At 63.7% G+C, this 20582-nt stretch carries 20 protein-coding genes; 8 read left to right on the top strand and 12 right to left on the bottom strand.

From position 1 onward, the window contains the following. Positions 1-30 precede the first annotated feature (30 nt). The 5 genes from AC1TPF_RS26675 to AC1TPF_RS26655 form a co-directional block, all read right to left on the bottom strand. Positions 31-1611, bottom strand: a complete 1581-nt coding sequence (locus tag AC1TPF_RS26675; RefSeq protein ID WP_482145806.1) for a class I adenylate-forming enzyme family protein — start codon at positions 1609-1611, stop codon at positions 31-33. Next, positions 1604-3109 (bottom strand): class I adenylate-forming enzyme family protein, encoded by a 1506-nt coding sequence (locus tag AC1TPF_RS26670; RefSeq protein ID WP_482145805.1) that lies wholly within the window; start codon positions 3107-3109, stop codon positions 1604-1606. The genes AC1TPF_RS26675 and AC1TPF_RS26670 overlap by 8 nt, the downstream gene beginning before the upstream one ends. Beyond that, the gene (locus AC1TPF_RS26665; protein WP_482145804.1) at positions 3109-3894 is read right to left on the bottom strand and encodes an enoyl-CoA hydratase/isomerase family protein; all 786 of its coding nucleotides are present in this window, start codon (positions 3892-3894) and stop codon (positions 3109-3111) included. The genes AC1TPF_RS26670 and AC1TPF_RS26665 overlap by 1 nt, the downstream gene beginning before the upstream one ends. Further along, entirely contained in the window at positions 3891-4694 is an 804-nt protein-coding gene (locus AC1TPF_RS26660; RefSeq protein WP_482141966.1) for an enoyl-CoA hydratase/isomerase family protein, read from the bottom strand. The genes AC1TPF_RS26665 and AC1TPF_RS26660 overlap by 4 nt, the downstream gene beginning before the upstream one ends. A 78-nt stretch (positions 4695-4772) precedes the next feature. After that, the gene (locus AC1TPF_RS26655) at positions 4773-5591 is read right to left on the bottom strand and encodes an enoyl-CoA hydratase/isomerase family protein (RefSeq protein ID WP_482141967.1); all 819 of its coding nucleotides are present in this window, start codon (positions 5589-5591) and stop codon (positions 4773-4775) included. 170 nt (positions 5592-5761) lie between these two features. Here AC1TPF_RS26655 and AC1TPF_RS26650 point away from each other — a divergent pair, with 170 nt between their 5' ends. From AC1TPF_RS26650 to AC1TPF_RS26635, 4 genes are read left to right on the top strand one after another with little or no spacing between them, the layout of a single operon-like run. After that, entirely contained in the window at positions 5762-6937 is a 1176-nt protein-coding gene (locus AC1TPF_RS26650) for a thiolase family protein (protein WP_482145803.1), read from the top strand. A gap of 46 nt (positions 6938-6983) precedes the next feature. Next, positions 6984-7745, top strand: a complete 762-nt coding sequence (locus AC1TPF_RS26645) for a crotonase/enoyl-CoA hydratase family protein (protein ID WP_482141969.1) — start codon at positions 6984-6986, stop codon at positions 7743-7745. A gap of 52 nt (positions 7746-7797) precedes the next feature. Then, the gene (locus tag AC1TPF_RS26640; protein WP_482145802.1) at positions 7798-8568 is read left to right on the top strand and encodes an SDR family oxidoreductase; all 771 of its coding nucleotides are present in this window, start codon (positions 7798-7800) and stop codon (positions 8566-8568) included. Between the two features lie 27 nt (positions 8569-8595). Next, the gene (locus AC1TPF_RS26635) at positions 8596-9393 is read left to right on the top strand and encodes an SDR family NAD(P)-dependent oxidoreductase (protein WP_482145801.1); all 798 of its coding nucleotides are present in this window, start codon (positions 8596-8598) and stop codon (positions 9391-9393) included. Between the two features lie 21 nt (positions 9394-9414). Here the strand turns inward: AC1TPF_RS26635 and AC1TPF_RS26630 are convergent, their stop codons facing one another. Together AC1TPF_RS26630 and AC1TPF_RS26625 are read right to left on the bottom strand one after the other, a co-directional pair. Then, positions 9415-9606 (bottom strand): ferredoxin, encoded by a 192-nt coding sequence (locus AC1TPF_RS26630; protein WP_482141972.1) that lies wholly within the window; start codon positions 9604-9606, stop codon positions 9415-9417. Then, positions 9603-10835, bottom strand: a complete 1233-nt coding sequence (locus tag AC1TPF_RS26625) for a cytochrome P450 (protein ID WP_482141973.1) — start codon at positions 10833-10835, stop codon at positions 9603-9605. The genes AC1TPF_RS26630 and AC1TPF_RS26625 overlap by 4 nt, the downstream gene beginning before the upstream one ends. 179 nt (positions 10836-11014) lie before the next feature. On the opposite strand from AC1TPF_RS26625, the gene AC1TPF_RS26620 reads away from it, so the two are divergent. Then, complete coding sequence (locus tag AC1TPF_RS26620; RefSeq protein ID WP_482145800.1) at positions 11015-11803, top strand: SDR family oxidoreductase; 789 nt, start codon at positions 11015-11017, stop codon at positions 11801-11803. Between the two features lie 73 nt (positions 11804-11876). Next, the gene (locus AC1TPF_RS26615) at positions 11877-13151 is read left to right on the top strand and encodes a cytochrome P450 (RefSeq protein ID WP_482145799.1); all 1275 of its coding nucleotides are present in this window, start codon (positions 11877-11879) and stop codon (positions 13149-13151) included. A 103-nt stretch (positions 13152-13254) separates the two neighbouring features. On the opposite strand, the gene AC1TPF_RS26610 is transcribed toward AC1TPF_RS26615, so the two are convergent. The 3 genes from AC1TPF_RS26610 to AC1TPF_RS26600 are packed head-to-tail and all read right to left on the bottom strand — an operon-like array spanning position 13255 to position 16578. Then, positions 13255-14400, bottom strand: coding sequence for a thiolase family protein (locus AC1TPF_RS26610; RefSeq protein ID WP_482145798.1), 1146 nt, complete (start codon positions 14398-14400; stop codon positions 13255-13257). A 39-nt stretch (positions 14401-14439) separates the two neighbouring features. Next, a complete protein-coding gene (locus AC1TPF_RS26605) occupies positions 14440-14856 on the bottom strand; it encodes a Zn-ribbon domain-containing OB-fold protein (protein ID WP_482141977.1) in 417 nt (138 codons plus the stop codon). Between the two features lie 45 nt (positions 14857-14901). Beyond that, a complete protein-coding gene (locus AC1TPF_RS26600) occupies positions 14902-16578 on the bottom strand; it encodes an acyl-CoA synthetase (protein ID WP_482145797.1) in 1677 nt (558 codons plus the stop codon). 114 nt (positions 16579-16692) lie between these two features. On the opposite strand from AC1TPF_RS26600, the gene AC1TPF_RS26595 reads away from it, so the two are divergent. Both AC1TPF_RS26595 and AC1TPF_RS26590 read left to right on the top strand, forming a co-directional pair. Continuing rightward, positions 16693-17373, top strand: coding sequence for a PaaI family thioesterase (locus AC1TPF_RS26595; RefSeq protein WP_482141979.1), 681 nt, complete (start codon positions 16693-16695; stop codon positions 17371-17373). A gap of 49 nt (positions 17374-17422) precedes the next feature. After that, positions 17423-18340 (top strand): enoyl-CoA hydratase/isomerase family protein, encoded by a 918-nt coding sequence (locus tag AC1TPF_RS26590; protein WP_482141980.1) that lies wholly within the window; start codon positions 17423-17425, stop codon positions 18338-18340. Here AC1TPF_RS26590 and AC1TPF_RS26585 read toward each other — a convergent pair. Both AC1TPF_RS26585 and AC1TPF_RS26580 read right to left on the bottom strand, forming a co-directional pair. Beyond that, on the bottom strand, positions 18327-19229 hold the full coding sequence (locus tag AC1TPF_RS26585) for an alpha/beta hydrolase (protein WP_482145796.1): 903 nt from the start codon (positions 19227-19229) through the stop codon (positions 18327-18329). The genes AC1TPF_RS26590 and AC1TPF_RS26585 overlap by 14 nt on opposite strands. Further along, entirely contained in the window at positions 19226-20575 is a 1350-nt protein-coding gene (locus AC1TPF_RS26580; protein ID WP_482145795.1) for a flavin-containing monooxygenase, read from the bottom strand. The genes AC1TPF_RS26585 and AC1TPF_RS26580 overlap by 4 nt, the downstream gene beginning before the upstream one ends. Between the last annotated feature and the right edge of the window lie 7 nt (positions 20576-20582).

Below are 20582 nucleotides of genomic sequence, written 5' to 3'. Positions count from 1 at the left end.
GTCAGACCCTTCATTTGTTCGACTGTGTTTTCAGTTACCGCCGGCAGTGGTGCACAGCAGTTCACGGAGTTGTGGCGCCGGGACCTTGCCGGTGCCGCCACGCGGGATGTCGTCATCCGAATCGACAAGGAGCCACACGGTGGGCACCTTGAACGAACTCAGCGCTGCGGCCGCCGCGGCCCGCAAATCTTCGACCGAGGTGGTGGAGGTGTCGCAGACGATCGCTGCGCCGACTTGCTGTGCACCGCCGACCGGCACATCGGTGACGTACGCCGCCTGGATGCCGGCGATACCGCGCAGCGCCTTCTCCACCTCACTCGGGTATACCGAGGCGCCACTCACCTTGAACATGTCGTCGGATCGGCCGTGGTAGAACAAGAATCCGTTGTCATCGAGGTGGCCGAGGTCGCCGGTGGGGTAGAAGCCGTCGGGCGTGAAGGTGTCGTCGCGACCTCGCAGGCAGATCCCGCGCAGGATATGTGGCCCGCGGACCTGGATTTCTCCGGTCGATCCGGTTGGTACCGGTCCGCGCTCGGACATGATCCGAACCTCCATGCCTGCGAACGGCTTTCCGCAGCTACCCCAGGCGGACCGGGGCATATCGGTATCCGCCGGATATCCGCAGTAGGGACCGAAGGTCTCCGTCATGCCGAACAGGCGGGCCCGGGCACCGGGTGCGGCCCGTTGGCCGGCGGGCAGCAGGGCATCAAGACTGCCGACGACGAGCGAGGACAGGTCGGCCCCGACAATCTGCTGGTGCCGCGCGAGTGCCTCGGCCTGATCGGGCCAGCCGCGAAACAGTGTCACCCGTTCACGTTCGAGCAGGCGCAGCGTGGCCTGCGGCCGGGGGATCTGCTCGGTGACAAGTGTTGCGCCGGCGAGCAGTGTCGAGAGGACACCGCTCCCGAAACCTCCGACCCAGAAGAACGGCATCGGAACGTAGAGGCGGGTATCGGCGGTGATGCATCGGTCGGCGAGTCCGGACACCACCGCACCGAGCGCGCCGGCGTGCGAGTGGAGAACACCCTTGGGGATGCCGCTGCTGCCGGAGGTGAAGGTGATGACCAGCGGATCGTCGGGATGCACGCTATCGGCCAGCGCGTCGACCAGTTGTCCCGCCGTCAACGGCTCGCGTGCTCGGGGCAGGTCGTCATCGGTCCAGACCCGTCGCAACGAGGGCAGTGCGGGGTGGTAGAGAATCCGGTCGGTGAGGTCGCCGGTATCCAGCGACGTCTGTAGATCGTCCAGATAGCGGTGTCCACGGAACTCGCGCACGCCCACCAGGTACTCGATCGAGGCAACGTCGCACTGCGCCAGCAGTTCTCGCGGCGACAGCAGGGTGCTCAGTGGGACCAGTACGGCCCCGATCCGGGTGAGCGAGAGCGCAACCTGTACCCAGTGGACACTGTTGGGCATGATCACCCCGACTCGGGAACCCTTCCCGACCCCGGCCTCGATGAAGCCTGCGGCCAGCTCCCGGGTTGAGGCATCGAGGTCGCGGTAGGTGATCCGATGGTCGGGATCGATGACGGCCGGCTTGTCCGGGTACTGTGCGGCAACGGATTTCACCACCCGCTCGACAGTGAGTGCTGTGGCCTGTGGATCAGACATGCGCACCCCCGACGTCGAAGTGGCGGCGGACGGCGCCGAGATCGGCCTTACCGGAAGGGGTCCGGGGTATCTCGTCGACGATGGCGATCTCGGTGGGGATCTCGTAGCGGGCCAGCATCTTCTGGAGGTATTCGGACAGTGTGTCGGCATTGACCGATCCGTCCGGACGCAGTTCGACCATGGCCACCGGGGTCTGGCCCAATCGCGGGTCTTCGCGGCCGACCACGGCGGCACCGGCGATGGCGGGATGACGTTCGAGTGCCAGTCTCACATCGTCGGGCATCACCTTGAATCCGCCGCGGATGATCGCCTGATCGGCTCGGCCGAGGATCCACACGAAACCGTCGGGGTCGATGCGACCGAGGTCAGTGGTCCGCAGCCAGGGTGCCGAGGCGCCCATCTGACCCGGTTTGACCTCGAGCACCCCGGGTAGGTCGGGGTCAAGCGGTATGCCGTCGGCATCGACCACACGTAACCGCGCGCCACCGGATGCCCGACCCACACTGCCTCGCTTGCTCTCCCAGTACTGCTTGTGGTCAGGCAACGTCCAGCCGGCCACACCGCCCCCGAATTCTGTTGCCGCATAGGATGTCAGGACCCGAATCCCGAACTTCTCGGTGAACGCCTCGGCGTCCTCGACCGACAGCGGCGCGGTACCCGAGGTGACCGCCTTGATGCTGCGCAGGTCATCGCGGGTCAGACCCGAATGCAAGACCATCCGTAAGGCGGTGGGGACCAGGGAGACCGCCCGGGGCCGGTGGGTGCGAACGGCATCGGCCCACCGATCGAGATCAAAGCGCGGCAGCAGCACAAAGGATCGGCCCTCAGTGACACATTGCAGTACCCGGTAGATTCCGCCGATGTGCACCAGTGGCGCATTGACGATCGCCACCCCGTTGCGCAGCTCGGTGGGTGACGACGACCAGGTCCGGTCAGAACCCATCACGCTGCGCGCCAACATGTTGTAGGTGATGTCCACCCGCTTCGGTGGTCCGGTGGTGCCACTGGTCAGCATGTGTACGGCGACGTCGGCCTCCATGGGCTCGCGGTCCACGCTGATCCGGCCTGCTTCGCGCAACGCAGGCGGGCTCGCCAGGTCGGAGATGGTCGCGACGGTTGAATCAGGTTTCGGTGCAACCAGTGTGGTGATGTCATCGGCGGCACCGATGATCAGAGGCAGGTTCAAGGCGCTGATGTCGGCTCGCGTGCGATCGTCGCCGCGTGACGGGTTGATGACCACCACGCTGCCGCCTGCCATCAACACACCCAGGAGGGTGGCCACGTGTGCAGGTTGATTGCGAAGGAGGATTCCGACGCGGCGGTCGACGCCCGAGCGGTGGACGAGGTCGCTGACCCGGTCGGCGAGTGTGGCGAGGTCGCCCCATGTCGACCAGATGCCCTCGTGTTCGATCGCCCGCGTATCCGGTTGCAGGGCCAGGATATCGGCGATGCGCCGGCCCAACGCGTGCCGGGTAGAGACCTCGGTCGGGTCGGTCATCAGCGGATCCTCGGTGTCTGCTTGGTGGCAGGTGCGGCGGCAAGTTCTTCTTTGCCGATCGGATTGCCCAGCCGGGTGTAGATCAGGCCCTGGTCCATGGCGGCCCGATACGGTTTGTCGAGCGATTCCCAGATCGCCTTCACCGTGCCCTGCGTGGCGGTGGGTGGTTTGGCGGCGATGGCTGCGGCGATGGCGTGGGCCCGCTGCCAAAGTTCCTCGGCCGGAACCACTTCGGTGACCAGTCGGATGTCCAGCGCGGTCTGCGCGCTGACCCGCTCGTCGTTGCCCATCAGTGCCATCCGCAGGGTGTCGCCCAGCCCGACCCGCCGCATCAGCCCGATGGGTTCGAGAGCCGATACCAGACCGGCAGAGACATGTGAGTCGAAGAATGTCGCATCGGATGAGCAGATGACGACATCGGCCTCGTTGACGAAGTAGAACGCACCCGCGGTACACATACCCTGCACCGCGCAGACCACCGGCTTCCACACCTTTTGCCACTTCGGGCTGAGCAACTCACCGGGATCCTCGTGATTCCAGACGATGTCTGGTTGGCCGTACGTCGATTTCACGTCGAGTCCGGCACTGAACGCGCGGGTTCCGGCGGCCCTCAAGACCACCGCGTTGACCCGGTTGTCATCTTTGATCCTCTGCCAGATCTCGGCCATCTCGTGGCACATCGTCCGATTGAACGTGTTGAGTTGGTCGGGCCGGTTGAGGGTGATGGTGGCGACCCGGTCTGTCGGATCGACCTCGAGTAGAAGGGTGTCGAACGAGCTGTTCATCGGCACTGCCAATGGGGTGCGCGCTTCTCGGTGAAGGCCAGGGGACCTTCGAGTGCGTCCTCGGTGCGGGTGACACGCTCGCGGAATGATTCGGCCAGCATCTCGGCTTCGTGGAGCGGGAGATCAAGACCCTTGATGATCGCCAGCCGGGTACCCCGGACAGCCAGGGGCGCATTCGAATTCACGACCGCGGCGATCTCGTGCGCACGTTCGAGGAGCCGGTCGTGTTCGACAACCTCACTGACCATCCCGAGTTCGTAGGCCCGCTGCGCGCTCATTCGCTCGTGCTTGCCCATCAAGGCCATCCGCAGGGCAACCGATCTGGGCAGGACCCGGGCCAGGCGGACCGTTTCGCGGCCTGCGACCAGACCGATGCTGACGTGGGGATCGAAGAAAGTCGCTTTGTCGGAGGCGATCACGATATCGCCGGTGGTGACCCAGTCGAGTCCGGCTCCGCAGCACAATCCGTTGACCGCGACCACAATCGGTTTGGCCGTGGTCCGAAACGGTGGGGTGCCCTCCTGCGGTGCTTCCCACTGTTCGTAGGTCGACAAATACGGACGTTCGTTGATGACCTTGCCGTCTCCGGGGATCTCCTTCACGTCGGCTCCGGTGCAGAATGCCCGCCCGGTTGCCGTGACGATGGTGAGCCAGACGTTGTCGTCGTTCTCGGCTTCGTCGTAGGCGCCACGCAGTTCGGTGATCATGTGCGGGCTGAGCGCGTTGAGTGCTTCCGGACGATTCAGCGTGATGGTGGCCGTGTGGCCGTCGACCTCATACTTGATGCAGTCGAACGACATGGGTGCTCCTTCGGGTCGGTGGCAACGGGTGCTCCCTTCGGTCGGGGGCAACGGGTGCTCCCTTCGGTCGGGAGATGGTCATCGCCCATCGAAGTCTGGTGTCCGGCGTTCTTTGAACGCTGACAGTCCTTCTTTGAAATCGCTTGTTCTGCAGGCCAGTTCCAGGGCCGATAGTTCGTGGTTCATCGTTTCGGTCAGAGATGCGCCCTGACCGAAATTGATCGATGCCTTGGCCAGGCCGATCGCGACGGTGGGTCCGCCTGCGAGGCGGTCGACCAGATCGGTGGAGATCTTGTCGATCTCGGTGGCGGCGACGGCGCGGTGGATCATGCCCCACTCCGCGGCCTGGGTCGCGGTCACCTTCTCGCCGAGCAGCAGCATCTCCTTGGCCCGGGCGACGCCGATCAGCCTCGGAAGCAGCCAGGTGGCGCCGGAGTCGGGTGTGAAGCCCCTCGCCATGAAGGGCTCGGCGAAGACGGCGCCCTCATCGGCGACCGTGAAGTCGGCTGCCAGCGCCAGATTGCAACCCAGTCCGGCAGCCCAACCCTGCACGCTGCAGACCACGGGGAGGTGAATGGTGGTCACCAATTCGATCACCCGGTGCGCGGTATGGGGGATTCGGCGGATGAGATTGCCTGCGCGGGGCCGCTGATCGGTCTTGTTCGTTGCCACCCAATCCGAACCGGCACAGAAGTGGTCGCCGCTCCCGCGGATATGGACAACACGCAGGGAGTCATCGGTTGCAGCGTCGGTCAACGCCTTCACGAAAGTGTCGATCATTGCGTGGGTCATGGCATTTCGCCGGGATGGGCGATCGATCACGATGCGCAGAACTCCACCGTCAGCAGAGACCGTCAGTTCTCCATCGGTCGGATCCGGCGGGTTCAAGTCGCCCATGGTGTAGTCCACACCTCTCTGCTGTGCCGCGGTGAACCGAAGGCGTCGGTCAGGTTCCAAATAAGCATACTGTTACTCCTACGGTAGATGCTACGATTTGGTTTCGCCGCTTGTGATCATCACGCTGCGCCCGCTCGCGGGGACGCGGCCCGAGAGCCCGAGGTTGGAAAATGCCCACACCCGTCATCGTTGGTGCAGCCAGGACAGCGATCGGCAGATCGTTCAAAGGTGCGCTCGTCAACACACCTGCCGAGGCACTCGCAACCGCCGTCCTTCCCGAGGTTGTACGCCGCGCCGGCGTCGACCCCGCTGCAGTCGACGACGTGATCCTTGCCGAGTCGCATTACGGCGGTGGCGACCTGGCGCGCTACGCCGCGGTCGCCGCGGGGATGGAGACCGTGCCCGGACAGGCGGTGAACCGGCACTGCGCGGGCAGTCTCACCGCCATTGGCAACGCAGCGGCGCAGGTCGGATACGGGATGGAGCGTGTGGTGGTCGCCGGTGGTGTGCAATCACTGTCGACGGGTCCGGCGATGAAGTGGCGGATCCCTGGTCCGGAGCTGGAGTTCAAAGAGGGCTGGATGCCACCGAGCCATCCGGAGACGCCGGACGCACCGACCCTCGACATGTCGATCACCGTCGGCTGGAACACGGCAAAGGCGGTCGGCATCAGTCGCGCCGAGATGGACGCCTGGGCACTACGTTCGCATCAGCGTGCGATCGCCGCGATCGACGCCGGAAAGTTCACCGACGAGATCTTCCCACTCAAGATCGAACTGCCCGATGGCACCGTTGTCGACTTCAGCGTCGATGAACATCCTCGGCGCAACAGCAGTTTGGAGCGGTTGGCGGCGCTGCCGGTCCTGCATCCCGAGATCGAGGGCTTCTCGATCACCGCGGGCAATAGCAGCGGGATCAATGACGCCGCGGCCGCCGTGGTTGTGGTGGACGAGGACTACGCGCTGGCCGAGCGCCTTGAGGTATTGGGCACTGTAAAGGCCTGGGCTGCTTCGGCGCTCGCTCCACGCGATACCGGACTCGGGGCAGTCGCGGTGATCGGGAAGGTCCTCGCTCGCGCGGGCCTTGCAGCCGGGGACGTCGACCTGTGGGAGATCAACGAGGCATTCTGTTCGGTACCGATCGCGGCCGTGCGCGAGTACGGGCTCGACGAAGAACGGGTCAACTTCTCCGGAAGTGGCGCCAGTCTCGGCCATCCCATCGCCGCGTCCGGCGCGCGGATGGTCACCACGCTTCTGTACGAGTTGAAGCGACGGGGCGGCGGTATCGGAGTCGCGGCCATGTGCGCAGGCGGCGGCCAGGGTGGCGCCGTGCTCATCGAGGTCTGAGACGTCATCGAGGTTTGAAACACACACATCCAACGAGGGGTAAGGCATGTCAGACGAGGTCATTGTCGAGCGTCGCGGGCGCACATTGGTCATCACCATCAACCGTCCGGACGCGCGAAACGCGGTGAACCTGGCGGTCAGTCAGGGGCTGGCCGATGCGGTCGATGAACTCGACAGCAGTCCGGAGCTGTCGGTCGCGGTGCTGACCGGAGCGGGTGGCAACTTCTGTGCCGGTATGGATTTGAAGGCTTTTGCCGCAGGGGAGATGGTGCACATCAAGGGCAAGGGGATGGGCTTCACCGAGAAGCCGCCGGTCAAGCCGATCATCGCGGCCGTGGAGGGTTACGCACTGGCTGGTGGAACCGAACTCGTGTTGGCCACAGATCTGGTGGTGGCATCGAAGACAGCAAAGTTCGGTATCCCAGAGGTCAAGCGGGGTCTGGTGGCCGCGGGCGGCGGTTTGCTGCGACTGCCTGATCGCATCCCGTATCAGAAGGCCCTGGAACTGGCATTGACCGGCGACAGCTTCACCGCCGAGGAAGCCGCCGGATATGGATTTGTGAACGTTGTCGCCGAACCCGGTGAGGCACTGGACAGGGCACTGGAACTCGCCGAGAAGATCACCGCCAACGGTCCGCTCGCGGTCGCCACCACCAAAGAGATCATCGTGAAATCTCGTGGTTGGAGCGAACAGGAGATGTGGGAGAAGCAGATGGAGCTGATCATTCCGATCTTCGGTTCCAAGGATGCCCAGGAAGGCGCTGTGGCCTTCGCAGAGAAGCGTAAGCCCAACTGGTCGGGCGAATAGTCCTCGTCCATTCTGCAAACACTTTGTAACACTTCACTTCTAGGAGATATCCGTGTCATTTGAAGGTCAGTCAGTACTTGTCACCGGAGGCGCGGGCGGCCTCGGCGCGGCAACCGTCCGCAAACTCCACAGCGAGGGTGCCGCCGTTGTCATCGCCGATCTGGCCGATGACAAGGCGCTGGCACTGGCAGAGGAACTGGGCAACAAGGTCGCCTACGTCCGCACCGATGTGCTCGACGACGACGCGGTACTCGCCGCCATCGCCAAAGCCGAAGAGCTGGGCGACTTTCGATCCGTGGTCATCGCTCACGGCGGCTTCGGGGTCCTGGAGAAGGTGGTCAACCGCGACGGCACACCGCATACCAAAAAGGGTTTCACCGACACGATCGCGCTGTACCTGACCGGCACGTACAACGTGCTGCGGCTGGCGGCGGCGAACATCGCCACTCGTGAGCCCAAGGCCGACGGTGCCCGCGGCGCGATCGTGATGACCAGCTCGATCGCGGGATATGAGGGACAGATCGGCCAATCCGCCTATGCCGCAGCCAAAGGCGGAGTGATCTCGTTGACGCTGACCGCGGCCCGTGACCTCAGCGCCGTTGGCATCCGGGTGAACAGTATCGCTCCCGGCACCATGCGGACCCCGCTGATGGAATTGCTCGGCGAAGAAGGACTGGCGAAGTTCGCTGCTTCGGTGCCCTTCCCGAAGCGGCTCGGCCAACCGGACGAGTTCGCGGGACTGGCGCAGTACCTCCTGGAGAACACCTACATCAACGGCGAGGTCGTCCGCATCGACGGGGCGCAGCGGTTCGGGCCGAAGTAACCACCTAGAGCGCAGGGATCGAGAATCATGGATCTCGGATTCAGCGGTGCCAGTGCAGTGGTGGCGGGTGGCGGCCGGGGCATGGGCCTGGCCGTCGCCCGCTGCCTTGCCGAAGAGGGTGCGCGCGTTGCCGTCCTGGCCCGGACGCCATCCGACCTCGATCGCGCCGTCGCCGAACTCACCGTATCCGGTAGCCCCGATGCGGTCGGCCTGGTCGCGGATGTCCGTGATCGGGCGCGGGTGAGCGAGGTCTTCGTCGAGCTGGGGCAGCGGTGGGAAGGCCGACTCAATGTGCTGATCAACGCTGCAGGCCCGAATGTCCAGGGCGACTTCGAGACACTCACCGACGAGCAGTGGCAAGCCGGATTCGATGACGGTGTGATGGGGATGGTCCACACCGTCCGGGCGGCACTTCCGCTTCTGCGACAAGCCGAATGGGCACGGGTGGTGAACTTCTCGGCCGGTTCGACACAGCGGCAGAGTGTCCGGCTGCCGGCCTACACGGCGGCAAAAGCGATGGTCACCAGTATCTCCAAGAACCTGTCGCTGTTTCTGGCGCCGGACGAGATCATGGTCAACGTGATCTCTCCGGGCAGCGTGGCGTCGGATTCATTGATCGCATGGGCCACATCGGTTGGTGTCGACAGTGACGATCCCTATCAGCTGATGGCGGCGATCGACAAACACTTCGGGCATCCGGCGCACCTGCCGCGGGCCGGGCTGCCCGATGAAATCGCACGTGTTGCAGTATTTTTGGCCTCACGTGCCAATTCGTACATGACCGGGGCGAATGTGAACGTCGACGGTGGCACCGACTTCACCTGATCTGCACTCGACCACCGAAGATCATTCAGCGATCGAAATGGCCTGACGGGGGCATTTTCGAACCGCTTCTTTGATCAGATCCAGGTTTTCGGGGGTGACCTCGGGGTGCAGGACGGTGAGCATGTCGTCATCGCCGAGTTCGAAGACCTCCGGGATCACGGCCATGCAAAAGCCGTTGCTTTCGCACAGCCCGAAGTCGACCTGCACTCTCATCGGATCACCCGGACGGGTACGTTGCTCCATCCGGCCACATTCTGCATGGTCACCCGCTTGCAGCTGTCCGCGTCGACCGTGAACTTCGGCATGAAATCGAGCAGCCGATCGATCGCGATGGTGCTCTCCATACGCGCGAGCGCGGCACCGAGACAGCTGTGGATCCCGTACCCGAAGGCGAGGTTCTGCGCCTCGCTGCGGTCGCGGTCGATGTTGAAGGTGTCGGGGTCGGTGAAGGCCTCTGGATCGCGGTTGGCCGAGCCGCCGAGGAGGAACACCGGCTTGCCTGCCGGGATGGTGACGCCGTGCAGTTCCACTTCTTTGAGTGAATACCGCACGTTGTACTGAGCGGGGGCCTCGTAGCGCAGCAACTCCTCGATCGCCGCCGGGATCTTGCTGCGATCTTCTCTCAGCATCTCCCATTGATCGGGGTGCTTGGCGAAGAGTACGCCCACGTTGCCGATGAGTTTTGCGACGGTTTCGGCACCTGCTCCGCCCAACAATGTTGTGAAACTGGCGATTTCGATGTTGTCGAGGCGTGTTGTGCTGCCATCTTCGCGTTCGATCTCCGCGTTGACGAGCTTGGTGAGCATGTCGTCTTGTGGATCTGCGCGTCGCTCCTGGGCGAGCCCGTAGTAGAGCATCGCCGTGTCGATGGCGCACTGCAGCCCGGCCTCCGACATCTCGACCTGGCCGGGATTGCGATGCAGCATCTCGTCGACCCATAACCGAACCTGTTGCCTGCTCTCGGCAGGCACTCCGAGCATCCGCGTGATGACCTCCACCGGAAAATACACAGAGAAGTCTTGGACGAGATCGAACTCGTCCGGATCGACCTCGCCGAGAAAGCGATCCACCTGTTCGGTGACCATCGGCTTGAGTGCGTTGATCGCCCGCGGAGTGAACACCTTGCTGAGCAGTCCGCGCATATGGCGGTGGTCGGGAGGATCCATCACGATGATCGACTTGAACTTCTCGGCTCCGCCGACGCGGACCTGCGCGAGGTCCACACCGCGCGCGGACGAGTAGGTGGCAAAGTCGGTGAGGCCGTGTGCCACATCGGCATGCCTGCTCAGTGCGTAGAAATCGTATTCCTCGCTGTAGTAGACCGGGGCTTCTTCACGCATCCGCCGGTAGGTGTCGTATGCACCGTCGAAGAACTCTTGCGAGAACGGATCGAATACGAGTTTGGCCCCGAACGTGGTTCGCCCAGATTCGAACTTGGTCATACTTCCTCCACCGCTGTGCCGCACGACTGCCGGGGCAGCGCCCACTGTTGCCTGATACCGTAAGCCATACTATATCTGTTTCACGTGCAAGCCAAGAAGTCTTGGCTTATTGCCCAGCGCGACCAACATGTTTACTGTTGGGCTTACAGTCAATTGTACGACGACGGGGTTGTGGCGACATGAGCAGTGCACAGCAGCGCAGAGTGGTGGTTGTGGGAGCCGGGTCGGGGATCGGCGCGGCGAGCGCTGCCCACTTCCATTCGCGGGGGGATTACGTTCTCGCAGTTGATGTCAAGCCGAATACGACACCGGCGTCGGAACATCGCCAGGTTGATCTGCGTGATCCCGCGGCGATCACGGCGTTCCTCGCTGACATCGGTTCCGGCTGGGATCTGCTGGCACATGTGGCCGGCGTACCCGGGACGGCGCCTGCAGGCGACGTGCTGCTGGTCAACTACCTGGGCATGCGTTTGATGACCGCCGGAATGCTGCCGCTGCTGAACACCGGCGGCGCAGTTGTGGTGGTCGCTTCGGTGGCAGCTCTTGGGTGGGAGCAGCGGGCCGCTGACCTCGTCGGACTACTCGATGCCACAGAACCGGCCGCGGTCGTGGCATGGCAGGCGACGCAGGATCCGAACTATCCCGTCTACAGCACCTCGAAACAGGCGGCGATCCTGTTCGCGAAACGGATTGCGGGCCCGGCGTTGTCGAAGTACGGGGTTCGGGTCAACATCGTCAGCCCTGGGCCCACCGAGACCCCGATCCTCACCGACTTCGAGGCGTCGATGGGCAAGGACGTGCTTGATTCGGTGAAGGCCACCGTTGGCAGACATGCAGGCGTCGAGGACATCGTTCCGGTCATCGACTTCGTCGGTTCGCCCGGAGCCGGCTGGATTGTGGGACAAGACATTCACGTCGACGGTGGATTCATCTCGTCGATGATGGCCGGGCCACCGATCGCGCTGTAGCCGGGTCCGTCACGAAGTCCGGCGGAGACGATTCTCCAAAGTGTCAGCCAAACAACAAGATCCAGGGGTATCGATGACCATCGACAGTGCGCCGGTTTCACCACATCCGTATCACCGGCTCGACATTTCGGCCGAGGACTTCTGGAAGGCCGGTGACTTCCGCACGCGTGATGACATATTCGCGCAGTTGCGCGCCGAGGAAGGCCTGAGCTGGCATGCTCCGGTTTCCGCGGTCTTTCCACACGAGGAGACCGGATACTGGGCGCTGACCCGGCACGCGGACATCCGTGAGGTCAGCCAGAACAACGCCGTCTTCGGATCCAGTCTGGGGGTGTCGCTCGATCCGATGCCTGCCGAGATCCAGCGGATGACAACCTACTTCCTGGCGATGGATCCGCCGGATCACACCCGGCATCGCAAGCTGATCAGTTCGGCGTTCACGCCGCGGCAGGTCAAGCGGATCGAGGAACAGATCCGGACGAATGCTCGTGTGGTGGTGGACGATTTCCTGACCCAGCTGCGCACCGGTGAAGAGTTCGACCTCGTGTCGTCTCTGTCGACGAAGCTGCCGATGAAGACCATCTCCGACATGATCGGCATCGAGCCGGAGAATCAGGAGGCCGTCGCCTACGCCGCCGAAAGCCTCATGGGCGGAAGCGATGACGAGTACGCGTCACTGGAAGAGCGGGCGATGCACGTCATGGGTCAGCTCGGGATCCTCCAGAATGCCGGCGTCGAACTCGCTGCCCGTCGCCGCGAAGACCCGCGCGAAGATCTGATGACCAACATCATCAACGCGGAGGTCGATGGGCACAAGGTGTCCGACACCGATATCGGCTCGTTCATGGTGCTCCTCGGCTCGGCGGGCAACGACACCACCAAACAGACAACTACCCACGTGTTCAAGGCGCTGGTCGAGAACCCCGACCAAAAGGCCTGGCTGCTGGAGGATTTCGACGGGCGGATCAACACCGCCGTCGACGAGTTCGTCCGCTGGTCGACGCCGGTGGTCTCGTTTGCACGGCATGCACTGGTCGACACGGAACTGGGCGGCACGCAGATCGCAGCGGGCGAAAAGCTCGGCCTCTTCTACTGCTCGGGTAACCGCGACGGAGAAGTCTTCGACCGTCCCCACGAGTTCGACATCACGCGCGACCCCAACCCCCACGTCGGCTTCGGCGGCGGGGGAGCGCACTACTGCCTCGGAGCGCAACTCGCGAAAATGGAACTGCGCCATCTCTTCTACGAACTGCTGACCCGGGTTCCCGACGTCACCCTCGGTGAACCCGAGTACCTGCAGAGCACCTTCGTCCACGGCGTCAAACGGATGAACGTCAGCCTGGCCTAGTGCCCTTCCGCAAACGCTCCACTTATACGAAGATGCTCCGCATATATGCGGAGCATCTTCGTATAAGCGGAGCGTTTGGTGGCCGGGTGGTGCGGCCCGGTTGTCAGGTGGTCAGGACTGTGGCACCTGCGGTTCCGGGTGCACCGTAGAGCTGGGCGAACCCGACTTTCGGATTGCCACCGACCTGGCGGTCGCCTGCCTCGCCGCGGAGTTGGCGTACCAGCTCGTGGATCTGCCGGATACCGGATGCCCCGATCGGCTCACCATTGGCGATGAGACCACCATCGGTGTTGACCGGCATCGGACCGCTGATCTCGGTGAGACCTTCGGCGAGCAACTTCTCCTGGTCACCGTGGGCGCAGAAGCCCGCCTCGGCCATGTGGATGACCTCGGCTCCGGCATCGGTGTCCTGGAGCTGGATCACGTCGACGTCTTCCGGTGATACCCCGGCGACTTCGAAGGCAGCGCGGGACGCGTAGACGGTGGGCGCCACATCCTCGTCGACGGGGCCATAGGTGGTGTTGACCTCGTAGGCACCGTAACTGCGCGTCCGCAGCTCAACGGCCTTCACGAAGACCGGCTTGGTCTTGAAGCGATGTGCGATGTCGGCGTTGCACATGATCACCGCAGCGGCACCTTCGTCGGGTGCGCAGAACATGTAGTGCGTCAACGGATAGTTGAGCATCGGCGAGCCGAGGATCTCTTCCTCGGAGATCGGCTTGCGGCGGAACGCATTCGGATTGAGGGCGCCGTTCCGGTAGTTCTTGGCTGCCACCTTCGCAAGGGTCTGCGGTGAGATGTTGTGATCGTGGAGGTAGCGATTGGCCTTCATGCCGAAGAACTGCGTGGTCAGGTACTGGCCGTTCTCGGCGTACCACTTCGGCATCCCCACCAGGGTCGGGTCTTCGGTGAATGCACCGCGCGGATGCTTGTCCAGGCCGATAGCGATCCCGATGTCATAGCGACCGACGCGGATCGTGTCGGCGCACACCTGAGTTGCGCTCGCGCCGGTGGCGCAGGCGTTGAACACGTTGGTGAAGGGTATTCCGGTGAGCCCCAACATCCCGACGATGTTGTCCGGATTGGCGACCGTCCAGCTGCCGCCGACACCGAACTGGATGTCTTTCCATTCCAGGCCGGCGTCTTTGAGTGCAAAGCGGACGGCGTCGACACCCATCTCCATGGCGGACTTGCCCTCGAATCGGCCGAACGGGTGCAGTCCCACTCCGATGATCGCGACCCTCGTCATTGTGCTGTCCGATCTGTCATGTCAAAACCCTTCTTGGTGTCAGATCGCCTGGAAGGCGAACGTCACGATCTCGTTGCCGTCGTCGTCGGCGGTGAACGGGATCATCGTGAGCTCGACATCCATCCCGAATTGCAGTTTGGCGGTGTCGCTTTCGGTCAATCGACCCTCGACCCGGACCACATCGCCGAGCTGGACCAGACCGACCGCAAACGGTGTGAAGGTCTTCATGGTCTCCCGCCCGGCGTACGGAGCTCCCGGAAGAAACCCCTGGGTGGTCCACGCGACCAGGGTTCCGCGGCGCGGCAGCAGTGCCGCCGACACCTGATCGCTGCTGCATCGCGGGCAGAGTTTGTGTTCGGGAAACACAGTGGCCTCACAATCACCACAACGACTTCCGATCAGCTGGGGATCGGTGCTCGGCCAGGTCGAGATCTCCGGTGCCAAGGCTTTTTGCATCAAGCACTCCATTCGTGGTTCTGCGGATGAGGTGAAGAACGGGGGTCAGTCGCCGGTGACCGCCTGCGCTCGGGCCCACCGATAGTCGGCCTTACCCACGGGGCTTCTCTGGATCGCAGTGCGGAACAGAACGGCCTTGGGCAGTTTGTATCGGGCGAGTGATTTGCCTGCGTGATCGACGAGGTCCTCGGAACTTGCTGTCGCGCCATCGATCAGCGCCACCACGGCAACAACTTCCTCACCCCAGCGTTCACTGGGACGTCCGGCCACCACGACATCGCTGACCGCCGGGTGGGAGGCGATGGCCATCTCGACTTCCTCGACAAAGACCTTTTCGCCGCCGGAGTTGATGGTCACGGAGTCTCGGCCCAGCAGTGCGATGTTGCCATCGGAGAGCAGTCGGGCGCGGTCGCCGGGCAGGGAGAATCGGATGCCGGCAACGGTTGGAAACGACTTCGCGGACTTTGCTTCATCACCCTTGTAGCCCAGCGGGACGTGTCCGCGCTGAGCCAGCCATCCGATGCCGTCGTGTCCGGGTTCGAGGATCGCCTCGAGGTCCTCAGAAAGGACGCAGGTGTCCGGTCCAGGATTGAATGTTCCGGTGGAAACGGCGTCGGCAGTGGACAAGTGGGTCATCTGCGCGCCGGTCTCCGAGGAGCCCACACCGTCGATCACGATGGCGTTGGGGAGGGCGTCGATCAGTCGCGCCTTGATGGTCGGCGTCAGAATCGCCCCACCGTTGGCCACGGCGAACAGCGACGTTAGGTCGGCGGAGGTGTCTTCCAGCGCAGTGAGCAGGGGCCGTGCCACGGCGTCGCCGACAAGCATCACCACCCCGGCTTTCTCCCGTTCGATCGCGGCCACGACGTCGTGGGGATCGAGATGGTCGACGACGGTGGGGAACACCAGGGATTGGCCTGTGCTCAGTGCCTGCATGGCGGCCCACTGGGCGGCGCCGTGCATCAGCGGTGGCAACACCACGATCTTGATCCCCGGGTTGTCGACCACGCGGGCGGCGATGTCCTCGTACGAACGTGCGAGTTCACCGGTTGCGAGATTCCGCCCACCGAAGGCGGACACAAAGATGTCGTGCTGACGCCACAGCACGCCTTTGGGCATACCTGTGGTCCCTCCGGTGTAGAGGACGTACAGGTCGTCCGGCGAAGGTTCGACGGGCGGTGATTCCGGGGAGCTCTCGGCGATGACGGTTTCGTAGTCCACGGCGCCGGGCAACAAATCGTTTCCCGAGTTGTCGGCGATCTGGATGAGCACTCGCAGGTGTGGGAGGTCGGGCAGCACCGCGGCGAGCTGTGGGGCAAACACGGCGTGATAGACCAGCGCACTGGCGCCTGCGTCCGCGAGCAGGTACCGAAGCTCGTCGCTGACGTACCGGAAGTTCACGTTGAACGGGGCGACGCGGGCCCGGAAGGCACCCAGCAGCGTCTCGATGTATTCGTTGCCGTTGTAGGCGTAGATGCCGAGCAGATCCTGACCGGTTTCGTGGCTGGCGAGTTCATCGCGTTCGGTATGTACGCCCAATCCGCACGAATGGAGGTAGGAGGCAAGGCGTTTGGAACGATCCGCGACCTGGGCGTGGGTGTAGTGATCGTCGCCCTGGGAGATGAAAACGCGGTCGCCGATCGCGGCGGCGACGACGTCGGCAGCCGCTCCGACGGTGAACTCGGTAGTTGTCGGCTCGGCCCCGGTGTCGGTGTTGGACACAATTCCTCCTCGATGGCGGCTTCGCGGCCACAGGTGGCCTGATGTCCACTACTGTAAGGTATACGGGAACGCGTGCGACAGTCTTTGCGACAAGCATTTTGAAGGAGTGGGACCATGGCGCTGGACGAACAGGTGACCTCGGGCGAGAGCGCCAGACCCAGTTATGGCGAAGCCCCACTCGACCAGACGGTCGCCGCCGCAGCGGCCATCCGCCGTCTGATCGAAGTGGCACTCTCACTCGAACATGAGCACCCGACGGTGGATGCCATTGCCGCCCAATGTGAGCAGTGGGAGCGCGAACTGGCCGTTGCGGCGCCACCGAATCCGGCGCCGCGATTCGGAGATGAGGTCGGCGCGGATCGGCGGGTCTACCTCGACCACGCCTTTGACGTCGGTGCATTCAATCCCTGTTTCCCCGAGTACGAGTTCGACCACCTCGACCCCCGCAGCGCATCGGGACGGGTGGAGTTCGGGTTGTCCTACGAAGGTCCACCGGGATCGGTGCACGGTGGGTTCTTGGGCGTGTTCTTCGATTGTGTTGTACAGCACCAGAATTGTGCGGTACGACTATCGGGTAAAACCCGTTCACTCAACATCGCCTACCGACGGCCGACGCCGGTGCTCACCCCGTTGCGGTTCGAGATCGACCGATCGCACGAGGGTCGCGAACTCATCTCGACGGCGCGCCTGCTACTCGGCGACGAGACGTTGTGCAGCGCGCAGGTCACCGCGGTTGCATTACCTCCCGATCAGCTGGCCGGCTCGCGCCACGGCAAACGCAGGATTTCGAACTGATGCGCAGGCACCGCACATCCCCCGTGCGAATCGATAAGGAGTTTGGCAGATGACATCGTCGACTGTTGGAAGTGACCGGGTCCTGTTCGAGGTGGACCGTGACACCCGGATCGCGACGATCACGCTGAACAATCCACAACGCCGTAACTCCTACGACGCAGCAATGCGCGATGATCTGGCCCGGTGCCTCGATGTGGTCGCCGACGACGACGACGTGACGGTCGCGCTGCTTCGCGGCGCCGAGGGGGTGTTCAGCACGGGCGCCGACATGAACAACGCCTACGGTTGGTACGGCGAAGAGAAGGGCGTCGATGGGAATGATGCAGGCGCCTCGGGGAAGAGTCGCAGGCCCAGTCAGCGTCGACGACTCAATGTGGACCGCAAGTCATTTGGCTTCTACCACGAGTTCCTGGGGTTCCCGAAGGTCACCGTCGGCGAGATCGGCGGGTATGCGCTTGGCGGTGGATTCGAGATGGCGCTCATGTGCGATATCTCGGTCATCGCCAGGGACACCAAGATCGGGATGCCCGCGACCCGGTTCCTGGGCCCGGCTCTGGGCAGTCTGCACATGTTCTTCCACCGCCTCGGCCCGGTGCTGGCCAGGCGAATGTTGTTGACGGGCGACATCATCGGTGCCGGGGAGGTGGAGCATCTGGGCGTCTTCACCGAGACCTGTGACCCGCAGTCCCTGACCGCCGCTGCCCGCTACTGGGCGCGCAAGGCGGCAAAGATGCCGGCCGATGGCGTGGTGATCGCCAAAGAGGCGTTTCGGATGGTGGAGCAGAATCAGGCGTATCAGGGCGAGGAGGTGGCGAGCTACCTCTTCCACGCCTTCGGGACGAACCTGCAGTTCGCGCCGGGGGAGTTCAACTTCGTCAAGACGCGAGCCGAACATGGGACCAGGGAAGCATTCCGGTTGCGCGACGAGCACTTTCACGTCGAACGTGAGGACTTCAAGAACCTCTGAGATCTGCACCGGCGGTCAGCGCGCGGGTCAGGAACTTCACCTGATGGGCGACAACCGTTTCGTGCCACGGCTTGCCCGGATACACGTCGAAGTGATCGCAGGGATAGTGCCGGATCTGCGCGCGGGCCCGCACCGCGGTCTTGATCGCGGCGTCAACCGCGACGCAGCGGTCGAAGTCCGCGATCTGGAACAGGGCGTGGCAACGCACCTGCGCGGCGCGGCGGCCGGGTCGATGCCGGATGGCCTCGACCGCAATCGAGGCGTTCACCTCGTTGCGCCAGGTGGGTCCGGCTATGGACGTGTAGTCGTCGAATGTGCCGGACACATCCAGCAGTGCGCCCGAACCCGGTCGTCCGACCGCGGGCACCATGATCCGAGGCCGGCCCAGTGCCGCGGCGGCCTTGTCTCGAAGTCCCTGTGCAAGAAGCTTTGCCACCCGTGACGCCCGGTGATCACGGCGGCTCGCCACCAGGGGCGTGAGCGAGATCAGCGCGACGATGTCGCTACGACCGGCCGCAACCTCCAAGATGGTGCCGCCGGACATCGAGACACCCCAGAGCACCATCCGCTGCGGATCGACTTCGGGGAGCAGTGCGGCCTGGCGTAGCGCGGCGCGATAGTCCTGGACCTGGCCGGGCAATGAGATGACCTGGCGTGGCCGGCCCGCACTGGCGCCGAAACCCCGGTAGTCGAAGGCGATGACGTCCAAACCGGCGGCGGCGAGGCTCCGGCCGAAGGGTTCGAGCCCACAGTCCTTGGTGCCGGCGAATCCATGTGCCATGACCACCACTGGTCTGCCGGTGCCACCCGCGAGCCTGTTGTCGGCGGCGGGAAAGTGCCAGGCATCGATGTCGACACCGCCGGAGGGGAACACCAGTTGATTCCTCACCGGCGGGCACCTGCCCGGCGTCGTCCCTGCGGGAGTTCCTGCAGTCTCATCTGACGTTCGTAGTCGAAGAAGTTGACCTGCTGCGTATGTCGAGGGCGGTCGAGCACATTGTGCAGGTACATGTCTTCGTCGGCCTTGATGATCCGGTGCATCTCGTCGACGTCTGGTGGCCGATACGCCCCCGCTGCGTAGGCGGCGATCAACCGCGACTGGCATTCCACAAATGGGAAAAGAGTCGGAACCGACTGTGCGAAGCCGGCAAAGGCCAGATCGTCGAAACCCGGTTTGAGGATGCGCTTGTAGAGCGCGATGCGATTGTCCGGCGCGCTGATGAAATCACGATCGAAGAACGGGAAGGTGATGTTGTAGCCGGTGGCGTAGATGATGACGTCGACCTCGGCGCTGGTGCCGTCGTCGAAGTGCACGGTCCGGTCGTCGAGCTGCCGGACATCGGGTTTGGGGGTCACGTCGCCGGAGCCGAGCCTCAGGGGCAGTTCGATCGACTGCGTTCCGTGGGCATCGAGGAACCGGTGCGTCGGCCGCGGCAACCCCCACTGCGCCGGATCGCCCGAGATGAACTCAGCAAAGCCGTTGATCATTGTGCGCTGCAACCGTTTCGGGATGTAGGGCAGCGCACGTCCGTACTTGTCGACCGGTCGTCCGGCGATGTATTTGGGAACGATCCAGGACCCTGAGCGGGTGGACAGGTAGACGGTGTTGTTCAGCGTTCGCGAGGAGACCTCGACGGTGATGTCCGCGGCGCTGTTGCCGATGCCGACCACGAGAATGCTCTTGTCGCGGCAGTCGAGGGGTTCGGATGGATCGATGTACTGATGGGAGTGGATCGTCTGTCCGCTGAACTCACCGGGGAACCCGGGGTAACGGGGATCCCAGTGGTGGCCGTTGGCAACGACCAAGAACTCGAAGTCATGGCTGCCACCGTCGCGGGTGTGCAGGGTCCAGCCGCCACCGTTGTGGTGCTCGGCCCGGATGACGGCACTGTTGAACTCGATGCGCTCCAAGAGGTCGAAGGCTTCGGCATAGTCGTCGAGATAGGACTTGATCTGCGAATGGTGTGGAAAGTCCGGGAACTCGTGGGGCATCGGGAAGTCCCGGAACGACAACTGATGTTTCGAGGTGTCGATGTGCAGCGAACGATAGGCACTGGAGACACCGTTCGGATTCTGGAAGGCCCAGTTGCCGCCGATCCGGTCCGAGGATTCGAAGCAGGTGTACGGCACCCCGTAGTCGCCCAGCATCTTGCCGGCTGTCAGGCCGGCGATACCGGAACCGATGATCCCGGTGGAGCGTGGCCCAGTGGATCCGGACCCAGTAGCGATGCCCATTCGATCT

This window comes from Williamsia sp. Y853 (genome assembly GCF_056786495.1).
The sequence above is the reverse complement of the archived record's forward strand: the minus strand, read 5'-3'. Positions and strand labels throughout refer to the sequence as shown.